At 59.5% G+C, this 13,088-nt stretch carries 16 protein-coding genes; 8 read left to right on the top strand and 8 right to left on the bottom strand.

What is annotated here, in order from left to right; genetic code table 11:
• Positions 1-48: 48 nt before the first annotated feature.
• Positions 49-330 carry a type II toxin-antitoxin system RelB/DinJ family antitoxin gene (locus FHW37_RS20405; RefSeq protein ID WP_145639744.1) on the top strand — a complete coding sequence of 94 codons (282 nt, stop codon included), beginning with the start codon at positions 49-51 and terminating at the stop codon, positions 328-330.
• Entirely contained in the window at positions 320-655 is a 336-nt protein-coding gene (locus tag FHW37_RS20400; RefSeq protein ID WP_145639742.1) for a type II toxin-antitoxin system YafQ family toxin, read from the top strand. Before FHW37_RS20405 ends, FHW37_RS20400 begins: the two co-directional genes overlap by 11 nt.
• A gap of 5 nt (positions 656-660) precedes the next feature.
• Here FHW37_RS20400 and FHW37_RS20395 read toward each other — a convergent pair whose 3' ends face one another.
• The 4 genes from FHW37_RS20395 to FHW37_RS33665 all read right to left on the bottom strand — a co-directional run bounded on the left by FHW37_RS20395 (position 661) and on the right by FHW37_RS33665 (position 5,540).
• Positions 661-1,761, bottom strand: coding sequence for a DNA alkylation repair protein (locus FHW37_RS20395; protein ID WP_145639741.1), 1,101 nt, complete (start codon positions 1,759-1,761; stop codon positions 661-663).
• A gap of 127 nt (positions 1,762-1,888) precedes the next feature.
• On the bottom strand, positions 1,889-3,325 hold the full coding sequence (locus tag FHW37_RS20390) for an NAD-dependent succinate-semialdehyde dehydrogenase (protein ID WP_145639739.1): 1,437 nt from the start codon (positions 3,323-3,325) through the stop codon (positions 1,889-1,891).
• 189 nt (positions 3,326-3,514) lie between these two features.
• A complete protein-coding gene (locus tag FHW37_RS20385) occupies positions 3,515-4,087 on the bottom strand; it encodes a cupin domain-containing protein (protein ID WP_145639738.1) in 573 nt (190 codons plus the stop codon).
• Positions 4,088-4,364: 277 nt separating this feature from the next.
• A complete protein-coding gene (locus FHW37_RS33665) occupies positions 4,365-5,540 on the bottom strand; it encodes a calcium-binding protein (RefSeq protein WP_246690844.1) in 1,176 nt (391 codons plus the stop codon).
• A 371-nt stretch (positions 5,541-5,911) separates the two neighbouring features.
• Between FHW37_RS33665 and FHW37_RS20375 the strand changes: the two genes are divergently transcribed.
• The 4 genes from FHW37_RS20375 to FHW37_RS20360 all read left to right on the top strand — a co-directional run bounded on the left by FHW37_RS20375 (position 5,912) and on the right by FHW37_RS20360 (position 8,262).
• A complete protein-coding gene (locus FHW37_RS20375; RefSeq protein ID WP_145639736.1) occupies positions 5,912-6,238 on the top strand; it encodes a PadR family transcriptional regulator in 327 nt (108 codons plus the stop codon).
• Complete coding sequence (locus FHW37_RS20370; protein WP_145639735.1) at positions 6,235-6,804, top strand: DUF1700 domain-containing protein; 570 nt, start codon at positions 6,235-6,237, stop codon at positions 6,802-6,804. The genes FHW37_RS20375 and FHW37_RS20370 overlap by 4 nt, the downstream gene beginning before the upstream one ends.
• 60 nt (positions 6,805-6,864) lie before the next feature.
• Complete coding sequence (locus FHW37_RS20365) at positions 6,865-7,569, top strand: GIN domain-containing protein (RefSeq protein WP_145639733.1); 705 nt, start codon at positions 6,865-6,867, stop codon at positions 7,567-7,569.
• Positions 7,570-7,977: 408 nt separating this feature from the next.
• Entirely contained in the window at positions 7,978-8,262 is a 285-nt protein-coding gene (locus FHW37_RS20360) for an EF-hand domain-containing protein (protein ID WP_186458336.1), read from the top strand.
• A gap of 180 nt (positions 8,263-8,442) precedes the next feature.
• Here the strand turns inward: FHW37_RS20360 and FHW37_RS34160 are convergent, their stop codons facing one another.
• The 4 genes from FHW37_RS34160 to FHW37_RS20340 all read right to left on the bottom strand — a co-directional run bounded on the left by FHW37_RS34160 (position 8,443) and on the right by FHW37_RS20340 (position 10,950).
• Positions 8,443-8,640: a hypothetical protein gene (locus FHW37_RS34160; protein WP_145639732.1), complete on the bottom strand. Its 198-nt coding sequence runs from the start codon at positions 8,638-8,640 to the stop codon at positions 8,443-8,445.
• Between the two features lie 121 nt (positions 8,641-8,761).
• Complete coding sequence (locus tag FHW37_RS20350) at positions 8,762-9,181, bottom strand: SRPBCC family protein (protein ID WP_145639730.1); 420 nt, start codon at positions 9,179-9,181, stop codon at positions 8,762-8,764.
• A complete protein-coding gene (locus FHW37_RS20345) occupies positions 9,178-9,501 on the bottom strand; it encodes an ArsR/SmtB family transcription factor (protein WP_145639729.1) in 324 nt (107 codons plus the stop codon). Before FHW37_RS20345 ends, FHW37_RS20350 begins: the two co-directional genes overlap by 4 nt.
• A gap of 273 nt (positions 9,502-9,774) precedes the next feature.
• Positions 9,775-10,950 carry an acyl-CoA dehydrogenase gene (locus tag FHW37_RS20340; protein WP_186458335.1) on the bottom strand — a complete coding sequence of 392 codons (1,176 nt, stop codon included), beginning with the start codon at positions 10,948-10,950 and terminating at the stop codon, positions 9,775-9,777.
• 97 nt (positions 10,951-11,047) lie between these two features.
• Between FHW37_RS20340 and FHW37_RS20335 the strand changes: the two genes are divergently transcribed.
• Together FHW37_RS20335 and FHW37_RS20330 are read left to right on the top strand one after the other, a co-directional pair.
• Positions 11,048-11,965 (top strand): LysR family transcriptional regulator, encoded by a 918-nt coding sequence (locus FHW37_RS20335; protein ID WP_145639725.1) that lies wholly within the window; start codon positions 11,048-11,050, stop codon positions 11,963-11,965.
• Positions 11,966-12,038: 73 nt separating this feature from the next.
• Entirely contained in the window at positions 12,039-13,082 is a 1,044-nt protein-coding gene (locus FHW37_RS20330) for a DUF1963 domain-containing protein (protein WP_145639723.1), read from the top strand.
• The last annotated feature ends 6 nt before the right edge of the window (positions 13,083-13,088 follow it).

Raw genomic sequence — 13,088 nt, 5'->3', positions numbered from 1 at the left:
TGGTGCCCAATTGGGCTACACTTTCTCCTCATCGAGAGGAGTGCCGCCATGGCTGAAAATGCTTATGTGAGAGTGCGCATCGACCCGGTCCTCAAGGACGAGGCGGCTCTTGTGCTGGATAGTCTTGGCCTCACCATATCGGATGTGATGCGCATGACCCTCACCAGAATTGCCCGCGAGAAGGCTCTGCCGCTGGAACTGGCTCGCCCGAACCCGCAAACGCTGGCAGCGATGGAAGAGGCGAGGGCCATCAAGGCATCGCGTCGTGAGGGATTTGCGACCGGAGACGCGCTTCTCGATGCGTTGAAGGCCAAGAAAAGTGCCGCATAAACGCGGCGGCCAGACCCCTGCACATTCCAAGCAGGCTTCACTTCCACGGAAGTCCGATTTCACGAAGGCGTTCGAAAAAGACTGGCACAGGCTCGACAGGACGGGCCGCTACAACATGGTTGAACTCAAGCAGGTCATGCTGCTGATCATTGCCAATGCCGCACCTCTGCCCCCGGAATGGAAGGATCATGAATTGGCGGGAAATTGGGCAGATCACCGCGAATGCCATGTGGGCGGCGATTTTCTTCTGATCTATACCCTCGACGAAAAGGCCAATCTCGTGGTGTTTACACGCGCCGGGACACATGCCGAACTGTTTGAATAAGCGCCTCACTCCAAAAGCTCGAACGCTCCCTCGGCCAAAACCTCGCCATTGACGATCAGTTCGACCGGATGGTTTCCCGCGTAATGCACTCGCGTCGTAAAATCGCGTATGGCGCGGCTGATGGAAAGTTCGGCGCTGGCGCCGGGGGCAAGGGTCAGCTCCTTCCACTTGAACACCTTTTTCGAGGTGCCGCCGGCCTTCTTCACGTAGTGGACGGCATAGTCGATCAGGAGCTTTTGCGGGCCTGTCGCGGTGGAGCGCAGGCTTGCCGCGATCTTCACCGCACCGCCGAGTTTCAGCGATGACGGGGTAACCGAAAAGGCCTCGACCGCGACATCCGGTTTGTGGCCGGCGCCGAACAGGTGGAGGGCGCGGGTATCACCCTTCTTGATCAGGGTGCGTAGCGCCTGTTTCATGATCCAGGCGGTGTGGGCATCCTCCTGGTCCCAGTCGGCGATCTTTTCGAACACCCAGGCCGGATGGTCCTTGGTGATGTCGTTCAGGTGGTTTGCGACGGATTTGCGGACATAGAGGCTCGGGTCGCTTTTCAGGTTTTCCAGAATGGTAGCGACCGGGGAGGGATCGGCGATCAATGCCTTCAGCTGGAAGGACCATGGCAGGCGCGGGCGGCAGCCTTCGCTGGCGAGGCGGCGAACATGTTCGTTGTCGTCCAGCGACCACACCTCCATCACCTTGAGAGTGCGGGCGAGATCGTCCTGAAGGAAATGCCGGATCGCGAATTCGGAGGAGCCGAAGCGGGTGAAATAGGCTAGTGCCTGCATCGACAGGTCAAAATGGTCCTTGCCGTGTAGCGCCACATATTCCGGCAGAGTGATCGAGGCAAAGCCGTGGCCGATGCGCGGTGCAAGCGCCCATAGGATTTCGATATTCTTCTCGAACCCGCCGGGCAGGACGGCGTGATAGGCGAGCGCAATCTGGCGCAGCCGCTGCATGATGCTGAGCGCGTTGAGGTTCTGCGAGGTGAGGGCCAGAAAACGCTCGCCATCGAAAGCCGGATAGACCGTCGTCGTTTCCCGCGCGAAATGCTCGAGGCGGGCGCGGTTGAAGATTTCTTTTAGCAGCGGCGCGGATTCGGTTTCAGCCATGATGCCATCCATATGTTCCCGTTTTGTTTTGGTATTCGAGTTGATGGGTAACAGCAAGAGGGCAAAACAAAACCGGCCGGAGCTTTCACTCCGGCCGGTTCAAAGATCATCGCAAAACCCATGGGTCTCAGTTCATCTGCGAAACATACTTGGTTTCGAGATAGGCCTGAACGGCTTCCGAACCGCCTTCCGTGCCATAGCCCGAATCCTTCATGCCGCCGAACGGTACTTCCGGCAGGGCAAGGCCGTTGTGGTTGATGGTCAGCATGCCGGCTTCGACCTGGCGGCCGAGCATGTGGGCGGTCTTGACCGAGCCGGTGAAGGCATAAGATGCGAGGCCGAAGGGCAGGCGGTTGGCTTCTTCGATCGCTTCTTCATAGGTCGAGAAGCGGTTGACGATCGCGACCGGGCCAAAGGGCTCGTCGTTCATGATCTTGGCCGAGGTCGGAACGTTGGCAAGAACGGTCGGCTCGAAGAAATTGCCCTTGTTGCCGATGCGGTTGCCGCCGGTCTTCAGGTCTGCGCCGCTCTTCACGGCGTCCTGGATCAGCGCTTCCATGGCCGGGATACGGCGCTCGTTGGCGAGCGGGCCCATGGTCGTGTCGGCATCGAGACCGTTGCCGACCTTGATTGCCTTCGCAGCCTTGACGAAACCTTCCATGAACTGGTCGGCAACGCCGTCCTGGATCAGGAAGCGGGTCGGGGCAACGCAGACCTGGCCGGCATTGCGGAATTTCGACATGGCGGTGACTTCGATCGCCTTTTCGAGATCGGCATCATTGAAGATCATGACTGGTGCATGGCCGCCGAGTTCCATCGTGGCGCGCTTCATGTGCTTGCCGGCGAGGGCTGCGAGATGCTTGCCGATCGGCGTCGAGCCGGTGAAGGAAATCTTGCGGATGACCGGATGCGGGATCAGGTATTCCGAAATTTCGGCCGGGATGCCGTAGATCAGGTTGACGACGCCAGCCGGAATGCCGGCATCGGCGAAGGCGCGGATCAGTTCAGCAGGTGAAGCCGGGGTTTCTTCCGGGGCCTTGACGATGATCGAGCAGCCGGTGGAAACGGCGGCGGACAGCTTGCGGACGATCTGGTTGATCGGGAAATTCCACGGCGTGAAGGCGGCGACCGGGCCGACCGGCAGCTTGATCGTCATCTGGTTGACGCCGGAAAAACGGGCCGGGATGATCTGGCCGTAGGTGCGACGGGCTTCTTCGGCGAACCAGTCGATCGTATCGGCGGCGCCCATGATTTCCATCTTCGACTGGGCCAGCGGCTTGCCCTGTTCGCGGGTCATCATGTAGGCGATCGCATCGGCACGCTCGCGCAGAATGTCGGCGGCCTTGCGCATCAGCTTGGAACGGTCGAAGGGCGAGGTGTCGCGCCAGACCTTAAAACCCTTGTCGGCGGCTTCGAGCGCCAGATCCATGTCGGCCTTGCGGGCATGGGCAATCTTGCCGATCACTTCATCGGTCGCCGGATCGGTGACTTCGATGGTCTCGCCGGCCAGCGCATCGCGCCATTCGCCGTTGATGAAAAGTTTGACGTCGGGATAGGTCTGCATGGTGTCCACTTTCGGTTTTTAAATCGCGGAAGGCGGCCCGATCCATGGTCCGGTGCCGCCGGCAGAGGCGTGAAATGTTCCGGTTGCTGAGTTAAGACATAGACTGCCGACAATCAACGCCGTGGCGGCAATAAAGTCATACTAATATCGATTAGATTTTTGGGCGCTTCCGGTCCTGAGGATGGTTCGTCAGAGATAGGGCGGAGTGACTGCGCTGACCACCTCGCAGCGCTCGGTTCCGACATTGCGAAAACGGTGCGGCAGGCGGCTGTCGAACAGAAAAGCATCGCCGCGTCTGAGGATGCGGGTCTGGTTACCGACCGTCAGTTCCAGCTCGCCGGCGACCACGACGCCACCCTCTTCGGCCTCATGGGCCAGCATGGTCTCACCGGTATCGGCGCCGGGTTCGTAGAATTCGTGAAACACCTGGACGCTGTGGGATTTGGCATCACCGACCTGCAGAAGGGTGACCCCGTTTGCCGAAAGCGGCGTCAGCTCGTCGGCGCGGTAAAAGATCTGGTCGACCGGAGGCAGGGTGAGAGCGAAGAAATCGGTGAGCGGATAGGCGATCGCTTCGAGGATTTTTTTGAGCGAGGCGACGGAGGGGCTGACCTTGTTCTTTTCGATCAGCGAGATCAGCGAATGGGTAACGCCGGCCTTGACCGCCAGACCGCGCTGCGAAAGGCCATGGTTTTCGCGCACCATGCGCAGGCGTTCGCCGACATCAAAGCCGCCTTCGGCCGTTTCCGCCGTATTTTCCATGCCACGCGTTCTTTCGACAGTCGGTCTTGTCGCCGCGCCGCCCGATCGGGCCGCGGCGCCCATGTGATACACCGAAGCCGGAAAATTCTCCAATGACGAAAAGCGGCGTTGGAGAAGGAGGGGGTGGGTTTCGCGGTTCTGCTTGTCTGGCAGGCCGCGTGGCTTAAGGATCGTCATCCTCGGGCTTGTCCCGAGGATCTAACCACGTCGGATATATCAGGCACCTGCAGATCCTCGGGACAAGCCCGAGGATGACGGAGGGGATAGAGGCATTTTTTTAGAGGAAGAAATAGCTCTTCTGCAAGGCGACGGCGTCGTCGAGATGGATCGAGAAATCGGCCTTTTTGTCGCCGTTCAGGTCGCCATAGATGACGGTGTCGGAGGCCATCTTCTTGTAGCGCAGTTCGCCGGCATCACCGGAAAAGGCGGAGGTTCCGATGAAGTCGAATTTCTGGTTGCCGGCATGGGTCGTGTCTGCATCAATGCCGACCAGATGGATCTTGTCGCCGATCTCAAAATCGAAGATCGTGTCGCGGCCGGCGGCGGAAACCGTGGAATCCTTGTCTGACGTGAAATAGAAGATGTCGTTGCCGGTGCCGCCGTAAAGGTCGTCTGCACCGAGCCCGCCATAAAGCTTGTCATTGCCGGTTCCACCATAAAGGCGGTCATTGCCATTGCCACCATAAAGGCTGTCGTTTCCGGCCGCACCCTGAAGAACGTCATTGCCGGCATCGCCCTTCAGCACGTTCTTGCCGGCATCGCCGAACAGGCGGTCGGTGAATTTCGAGCCTTCGAGGTTTTCGATCGAGCTGTAGGTGTCGCCCTTCGCATCGCCCTTGTTGGACGAGGGTTTTGTCAGGTCGGCGGTGACGCCGCTGGCGGCGGTGATATAGGAGGCGGTGTCGGAGCCCGTGCCGCCCACCAGCTTGTCTGCGCCTGCGCCACCGATCAGCTTGTCATTGCCCGCACCGCCATTCAGCATGTCGCGGCCATTGTCGCCGACCAGACGGTCTGCGCCGCCCTTGCCGGTATAGGCAAAACCGAGCTGGACCGAAAGCACGGCATTCGGCTTGTAAATATGTCCCGAAAGGTCGATGTCGAGCTTGTTGCCGGAGGCCGTTACATCATCTGCTGCAAAGCTCATGTCGTTGGTCAGGATATCGGCGCTGTAAAACGTCTTGCCGGACGTGCCGCCGAGACTGTCGAAGGTCAGGACATAGTCATTGGCGGCCGTGCTGGAATCGAAAAACCAGCTGGTGTTGGCCATGATCGTGAATGTGTAGATCGAGCCGGTAATATCGTGCTGGACTGCGACCGGATCGCGGCCCGTCGGATGAAGATCGTCCTTGGTAAACTCGATCTCGCTGTCGCTGAGCGGTTTGGTGACGGGGTAAATCGCTGCCTGATCGACTGTCGGATAGAGCAGTTCGAGCTTTACATTTCCACTGATCATCGAATTCATTACCTTTTATCGTTCATGAAACATGCATTAAAACGCATACAAGTTAGCGCCTCGCGCCCAGGTTGGAAGCGCCTGGTCTTGATTTTTATCAATTGCATTCGTTGAGCTGACGATCCCGGCCGCGACGGACTTGAATCCAATCCAGTCACAGCATCCGCGCTACCGGTGTTTTCGGGCTTCGATCTGTCAGTGATTTTGCCTTTCACCGAAGCGTGTTTTCTTCGGCCAGAGATACCGAGCGGCCCTTCTGCATTGAAAAACCTCGCTATTTCGCCCGTTTGCAGGCGCATGATCAACGCATAGCAAGGTATCTTGCATAACAAGGTATCTTGCGTTATATAAAATGCAGATCTGGAGGCATGATGGCTGACTCAATCCAAATTCAATTGCGGAAGGGCGTTCTCGATCTCTGCGTGCTGGCCGTGCTGTCGCGCGGCGAAAGTTACGGTTACGAGATCGCCAGCACGCTCGTCTCGGCCGTCGGCATGGGCGAAGGCACGATCTATCCGCTGATGCGGCGCATGCAGACGGATGGACTGGTTGCCACCCGCATCGTCGAGTCGAGCAGCGGTCCGCCGCGAAAATATTACCGGCTGACGGAACTCGGGCAGACGGTTTTCGAAACGCATCGCAGCGACTGGCGTGCCTTCACGGTTGCCGTCGATACACTTCTGGAGGATTTGTCATGACGAAGGATGCCTTTCTAGATGGCCTCAGGCGCTCTCTTGCCGGTCTTCCGGCCGCAGAGATTGCCGAGATCGTCGCCGATTATGCAGCGCATTTCGAGGAATCGCAGGCGCATGGGCGCAGCGAGGCGGAGGTTGCCGCAGCGCTCGGCGATCCTGCCCGCATTGCCCGCGAATTGCGTGCCGATATCGGGCTGCGGCGGTTCGAAAGCGACCGGAGCCTTTCCAATCTCGCTGCGGCTGCGATGGCGCTTGCCGCACTCGCCTTCGTCGACATTTTTTTCCTGTTGCCGCTGCTGATTGTCGCAACGCTGGTCACAGCGGGTTTCGGGATCGGGCTTTTTGCCGTCGGCGCGGTCGGTGTGAAGATCATCCTCTCCGCCCTGTTCCACGCCGATGGCACGGTGATGGAAATTCTGGCCCGCCTCTGCGTCGGTGCCGGGCTTTTGAGCGCCTTTATCGGATTTGGCGCCCTGCTTCTGATCGGATTTGGGGCCGGCATTCGCACGCTCGGCCATTACGCAAGACTGCATTTCCGTCTGGCCCAGCCGGCCCGACATGAAGCCTGAGAATTCAAGACATCTGAAAATTCAAACTCTTTTCAAACCGTTTTTCTGGAGGGAATGGGCATGACACGGACATTGGGGCATGTGGCAATTGCAGGCTTGATGGGGGCCGTCGGTTTCCTGACGCTCGGCGCCCTGCTTTCCGGCGCGGACTGGGCCGATGCGGCGCATCTGTGGAATGTAGGCCGGACATGCGAGGCGACGGGTTCTACCCAGAAACAGGTGACGCTGCCCTTCGAGGCCGGTGATCGTTTCGCGATCGACCTGCCGGCCTCGGTCTATTATCTGCCGGGCGATACGGCGGAAGCGATCGTCAGCGGCGATCCCGACCTGCTCGGCCATGTCAGGATCGAGGCCGGGCGGCTGGAGCTGGATTGCGATCCCGGCTGGTTCGCGACCCGGCTTGAGGTCAAACTTTCAGGACCGGCAATCACCCGCTGGGACATGCTCGGCAATGGCGAACTGACGCTTGCGCAGCTCGATCAGCCGCAGCTGGAACTGAACATCCGGGGCAGCGGCAAATCCACGGCTAGCGGGACAGTCGATATCGTCGGCCTCAACATTTCCGGCTCCGGCGCCGTGCAATTCAAGGACCTGACCGCGCAATCGGCGCAGGTGGACATTCGCGGAAACGGCGACGCGAAAATGACCGCTAGGGTCGATGCGGATGTGGTGATTTCCGGAAACGGCAATGTCGAACTGTTCGGCAATCCGGTTCTGCGGCGCTCGGATATCCGGGGCAACGGCCGCATCGTGCGGATGCCTTGAGATCGCGCTTTTGACGCAAAAGCCCGGCTAGGTTCATCCGGACCGGGCTTTTGATGATGGGGCGGCGGACAGGCGACACATCACCAAAGCCGAGGCCTATTTCTCGCGGCTTGCGAGTTTATCGCTCCTCTCAAAAAAAACTTGATTTCACGCGACGGAAAGGGCGGCGAGTTCCGCGCAACGAATATGCCCAGCTTTAAAAGCACCGGGCTGTTCGAAAGTTCGTTACTGGCATCACGACGGCCTGGTTCGAAGACCAGGCTGTTTCACAGTCTCAAGTAAGGAAATGACATGATGAAACCATTGAGCCGGATGCGTTCTCTCGGTTTGTGCGCCGGATCTGCCGCCGCCCTTCTGCTGATCGCAACACAGGGTTCCTTCGCAGCGAACGCGCAGACACCGAAGGACATGACCCTTGCCCAGTTCGAAGCCCGGCAGCAGGCGATCTTCTTCAAGGCAGACAAGGATGGCAATCATCTCGTCAGCCGAGCGGAATTCATGGCCGCGCGCCCGACAGGTGATGCGACTACGCTGGGCAAACGATTCGACCATATCGATGCGAATCATGACGGATCGATTGATGCCGCCGAACTTAAGAAGATAGTCGATCTTCGGTTCAAGCGGCTCGACAAGGATGGCAACGGCACTCTCTCGGCTGATGAGAGACCCGGCGGGAAAAAGCAGGCACAATAATCGACTTAACGGCCGACGCCACGCATTGTCCGAACGTGGCCTCCCTTAAGTGATCTCGATCCGGACTTTATCCGACATAAGGCTCGCGCCCCGATGGACCGGCGCGAGCCTCACTTGAGAGATGATGGGGTGGTGGGTGTCAGCCTTCGGCCCGGAGCGGACGAAATCAGAAGAGGAAAATCATTGCTTCACCGCGTAGGGGAGAACGAACAGATAAAGGCCGCTGCCGAGCAACAGGAACAGCGGCAATAGCGGCGAATAAACGACCCAAGCGGGCGGCTGACCGAAAGCCATCGTCACAAAATTGGCGATGACTGTCAGGGTGAATACTATCGATATCCACCGGTGAGCTTGCCGTAAACATCTGCTCCAATTCATAAATATGCCTCCAGATTGTGTATAGAATAACCGCCGCCATAGGAGATAGGGCGCGGCGTCAGGGCCCGTTCTCCCGTCTTCACTTCGCGCAGGCAGTATGGGAGATGATCGGGTGCACTGGTCAGCCGAGGCTGGCCGCAAGGCCATCCAGCTTTTCCAGGAAGCCTTGCCATCCGTGATGGGCCCCATGAAAAGCCTGCTTTTGATCGGGCAGAAAGCCGGTTTGCTCCATACAGAGATGCGTGCCCTTTGCGGTCGGCGTCAACGTCAGCGTTACCACGCTCCTGAGGTCATAAGCCCTGTCCTCGTGGACATGATTCCAGGTGTAGGACAGCTGCTTGTTTGGCTCGACAACCAGGACTTCACAATCCAACACCCCACCCCATTCGCCACGGAGATTAAAACGGTGGCCGACGACTGCAGCGAAGTCGTTCTTCATCAACCACTCCGCGATCAGGTGAGGCTGCGTCAGTGCACGCCAGAGCTTTTCTGGCGGATGCAACATCTCTCGCTCGATGCGAACGGTGCTTGTGTCGGTCATTGGTCCATCCTTTGAAGCAAATCTTCGAGTGCGTCGAACTTCTTTTCCCACAAACCGGTCATCTCATGTGTCCAGTCGACGAGAGGAGCCAGCGCGGCATATTCTGCCCTGTAGTGGGTTTGACGTCCTTGATGGCGGTCGCTTACGAGGCCTGCCCGTTTAAGTGTAGCCAGATGTTTAGAGACGACCGGTTGAGAAACGCCCGCTCCCGATGTCAGCATGCTGACGGTCCTCTCTCCTTCACGGCATAAACGTTCGAAGATCGCCCGCCTGGTGGGATCGGCAAGTGCCTTGAAGACTTCATCCCTCGCGTATGTCACGTTAACTCATACCTATTCAGCTATGAGTTAACGTATAGCTACACAGCTATGGATTCGTCAAGCGGGCATACAGTTTCGAATAGTTGCGTGATGGGGGGCTTTAAAAGCAAGCATTCCAGATGTCCGCTTCTGGCGCAAACGAGACCTAGTCATACCCCACCGCCCTGGTTTGCGATGACAGCGCCAATATATCGCGAAGCCCCCCAAAAAAACAAAAAAGCCCGGCGCGCATAAGCGGGCCGGGCAGGCTGGGAAAGCCGGGATTTTTGGGGATCAGAAGAAGGCCTGGATGCCGGTCTGGGCGCGGCCGAGGATCAGCGCATGGACGTCATGCGTGCCTTCATAGGTGTTGACCGTCTCCAGGTTCTGCGCGTGGCGCATGACGTGGTATTCGATCTGGATGCCGTTGCCGCCATGCATGTCGCGGGCCTGGCGGGCGATATCCAGCGCCTTGCCGCAATTGTTGCGCTTGACGATGGAGATCATTTCCGGCGCCATCTTGTGGGCGTCCATCAGCTGGCCGACGCGGAGCGAACCCTGCAGGCCGAGCGTGATCTCGGTCATCATGTCGGCGAGCTTCTTCTGGTAAAGCTGCATGCCGGCAAGCGGCTTGCCGAACTGCTTGCGATCGAGGCCATACTGGCGGGCGCGGAACCAGCAGTCTTCGGCAGCTCCCATCACACCCCAGGAAATGCCGTAGCGAGCGCGGTTGAGACAGCCGAACGGTCCCTTGAGGCCCGAGACGTTGGGCAGAAGCGCATCTTCGCCAACTTCGACGCCGTCGAGCACGATCTCGCCGGTGATCGAGGCGCGCAGCGACAGTTTTCCGCCGATCTTGGGCGCCGAAAGTCCCTTCATGCCTTTTTCCAGCACGAAGCCACGGATCTCGTTGTTATGGGCTTCCGACTTCGCCCAGACGACAAAAACGTCGGCGATCGGCGCGTTGGAAATCCACATTTTTGCGCCGCGCAGGCGATAACCGCCTTCGATCTTTTCGGCGCGGGTCTTCATGCCGCCCGGATCGGAGCCGGCATCCGGCTCGGTCAGGCCGAAACAGCCGATCAGATCGCCGGAAACCAGGCCCGGCAGATACTTCTTCTTCTGTTCGTCGGAGCCATAGGCATAGATCGGGTAGATGACCAGCGAGGACTGGACGCTCATCATCGAGCGGTAGCCACTATCGATCCGTTCCACTTCGCGGGCCACGAGGCCGTAGGCAACGTAGGAGGCGTTGGCGGCGCCGTATTCTTCCGGAAGGGTGACGCCAAGCAGACCGGCATCGCCCATCAGCTTGAACAGGCCCTTGTCGGTTGTCTCATCGAGATAGGCTTCGCTGACACGCGGCAGAAGCTCGGACTTGGAGAAGGCGGCTGCCGCATCGCGGATCATCCGCTCTTCTTCGGTCAGCTGGTCGTCGAGCAGAAAGGGGTCGTTCCAGGCAAAGGCCATGATGTCCTCCAGATTTTGTATGGCCGGGATTATCGCCGAGCCGGGTCCAAGGGCAAGGGCCGTTTACTCAAAGCAGCATGAACTATAGTAATAGGTCATGACCAGCCTTTCGCGAAAACTCCTGCCTTCGACCTCGGCGCTTGCCGCCTTCGATTCCGTCGCCCGGCTCGGCAGTTTTTCGGCTGCGGCCGATGAATTATCGCTGACGCAAGGAGCGATCAGCCGCCAGGTTTCCGGGCTGGAAGAACAGCTTGGCGTGATGTTGTTCGATCGGACTGGTCGCGGCGTGCTTCTGACGCCGGTCGGTGCGGACTATGCGAAGGCGATCAGCGGAGCGCTTGCCGAAATCCGTTCGGCCTCGCTGGCGGCCATGACCAAACGGCATAGTGACCAGTTGAACCTTGCCATCCTGCCGACCTTCGGCACGCGCTGGCTGATGCCGCGCATTCCGCAATTCGTCGCCCGCCATCCGCAGATCACGCTCAATTTCGCCACCCGCATCGGCGCCTTCGATCTCGATCGCGAGGGGATCGACATGGCGATCCATGTCGGCCAGCCGGACTGGCCGGGCGGCGAATGCACCTTCCTGATGGAGGAAAAGGTGGCGCCGGTCTGCTCGCCTGCCTTCCTTGCCGCGCATCCGATCAGCAAGGCCGAAGACCTGATGCGCCTGCCGCTGCTGCATATGGCGTCGCGGCCCGGCGCCTGGAGCTACTGGTTCGAAAGTCTCGGTCTTTCCGGCACGCCCGGGCAGGCGATGCGGTTCGAACAGTTCGGCAATGTCGCGCAGGCGGCGATGGCCGGGCTGGGCGTCGCGCTGATGCCGCTTTTCCTGATCGATACGGAACTGGCCGGGCGCCAGCTGGTGGAAGCTTTTCCGCACGAGATCGTCAGCCCCAGCGCCTATTATGTCGTGGCGCCGGCCAGCAAGCGGGATTTTCGGCCCGTCGTGGCGTTCCGGGCCTGGCTGCTCGAGGAGGTCGGGCGTTACGGACAGGAAGTTGTCGGCTGGTAGCCATTTCCTGCACTTGCCTTGTCTCATGGAGCCATTAAGTCACCCCGCGAGACGGACGGTTACGGGGTGAAAAATGTTCGATACGCCGGCGCAAGCGCATCAGGTGATCGAGGAGCGTTTTGCTCCCGATCTGGTCGAGATGGTGACGGGCCAGTTGCGCCCGGCCATCGTCTTTTCGACGAAGGACGCTGACCGCAAGGGCGGCAGCCGGATCGGTGGCACGCCGGACCTGCCGAAGGAGATCGAATGGCCGCGCCGGACGATCCCCGCCAATGTCGACGAGATCGCCGGACGCGCAGGCGAACCCTATGACGGAGAGCTGAAAACCCATCTTGCCGCGGGCCTGCCTTACGCTTTCTTCGCACAGGTCGATTTGGGTGAGGCGGCGGGTCTTGGCGAGGCCGCAAAGCTTCTGCCGAACGAAGGTCGGCTGCTGTTCTTCTACGACATGGTCGCCGGTCCCTTCGATACCGGCACGGAATCGGCCAGGGTGATCTGGGACCGCAGCCCGGCCGATGCGCTTTCGCATGCGGCAATTCCGACAGATCTCGCCAGCGCGGCGGTCGCCTATCGCAAGATGGTCGAGGACGCGAACAAGCAATATGGGCTGCAGCCGGAGGCCCGTCTGGCCGGCGCGCCGGAACCGGGCACGCCCTATGGCGGCTCGGCAAGGCCGATGGCGCTCAAGGCCGCGCTGCAGCTTCCGTCTTATTCCAGCATCGAATTCCAGGCATCCGGCCGCTTGGAAAAAACGTATTCCGCCGATCAGGCCGTCGTCGGCGGGGCGCAGGCCTTTTCCCAGGCATATAGTGAGCTTTCGGACGATACCGAACCGCAGACCCAGCTCCTCGGCGCGCCACAACCGGTGCAGGATGATCCGCGTTATGACGCGGTCGTCAGCAGCGAGTTCAAGACGCAGTTCCTCTCCGGCGACGACTGGGCGAAGAACAGGGACATGATCATGGAAAAGGCAAAGGACTGGCGGCTTCTGCTGCAGGTCGAGGTGCCGGACTGGATGCAGGAAAATTCGGAAGGCACGGTCTATTTCCTGATCCGCGAGAAGGATCTTGAAGAGCGCGCCTTCGACCGCGTCGTTGCCGTTTATCAGCAGACGTAAGGATCA

This window comes from Neorhizobium alkalisoli, from assembly GCF_007829835.1.
Classification (GTDB): Bacteria; Pseudomonadota; Alphaproteobacteria; order Rhizobiales; family Rhizobiaceae; genus Neorhizobium.
The sequence above is the reverse complement of the archived record's forward strand: the minus strand, read 5'-3'. Positions and strand labels throughout refer to the sequence as shown.

What these genes read in the sequence shown, in the direction of transcription:
- FHW37_RS33665 (WP_246690844.1), bottom strand. Translation starts at nt 5,540, where the DNA reads ATGATCAGTGGAAATGTAAAGCTCGAACTGCTCTATCCGACAGTCGAT.
- FHW37_RS20385 (WP_145639738.1), bottom strand. Translation starts at nt 4,087, where the DNA reads ATGGAAAATACGGCGGAAACGGCCGAAGGCGGCTTTGATGTCGGCGAA.
- FHW37_RS20365 (WP_145639733.1), top strand. Translation starts at nt 6,865, where the DNA reads ATGACACGGACATTGGGGCATGTGGCAATTGCAGGCTTGATGGGGGCC.
- FHW37_RS20375 (WP_145639736.1), top strand. Translation starts at nt 5,912, where the DNA reads ATGGCTGACTCAATCCAAATTCAATTGCGGAAGGGCGTTCTCGATCTC.
- FHW37_RS20340 (WP_186458335.1), bottom strand. Translation starts at nt 10,950, where the DNA reads ATGGCCTTTGCCTGGAACGACCCCTTTCTGCTCGACGACCAGCTGACC.
- FHW37_RS20390 (WP_145639739.1), bottom strand. Translation starts at nt 3,325, where the DNA reads ATGCAGACCTATCCCGACGTCAAACTTTTCATCAACGGCGAATGGCGC.
- FHW37_RS20395 (WP_145639741.1), bottom strand. Translation starts at nt 1,761, where the DNA reads ATGGCTGAAACCGAATCCGCGCCGCTGCTAAAAGAAATCTTCAACCGC.
- FHW37_RS34160 (WP_145639732.1), bottom strand. Translation starts at nt 8,640, where the DNA reads ATGAATTGGAGCAGATGTTTACGGCAAGCTCACCGGTGGATATCGATA.
- FHW37_RS20360 (WP_186458336.1), top strand. Translation starts at nt 7,978, where the DNA reads ATGACCCTTGCCCAGTTCGAAGCCCGGCAGCAGGCGATCTTCTTCAAG.
- FHW37_RS20370 (WP_145639735.1), top strand. Translation starts at nt 6,235, where the DNA reads ATGACGAAGGATGCCTTTCTAGATGGCCTCAGGCGCTCTCTTGCCGGT.
- FHW37_RS20350 (WP_145639730.1), bottom strand. Translation starts at nt 9,181, where the DNA reads ATGACCGACACAAGCACCGTTCGCATCGAGCGAGAGATGTTGCATCCG.
- FHW37_RS20335 (WP_145639725.1), top strand. Translation starts at nt 11,048, where the DNA reads ATGACCAGCCTTTCGCGAAAACTCCTGCCTTCGACCTCGGCGCTTGCC.
- FHW37_RS20405 (WP_145639744.1), top strand. Translation starts at nt 49, where the DNA reads ATGGCTGAAAATGCTTATGTGAGAGTGCGCATCGACCCGGTCCTCAAG.
- FHW37_RS20330 (WP_145639723.1), top strand. Translation starts at nt 12,039, where the DNA reads ATGTTCGATACGCCGGCGCAAGCGCATCAGGTGATCGAGGAGCGTTTT.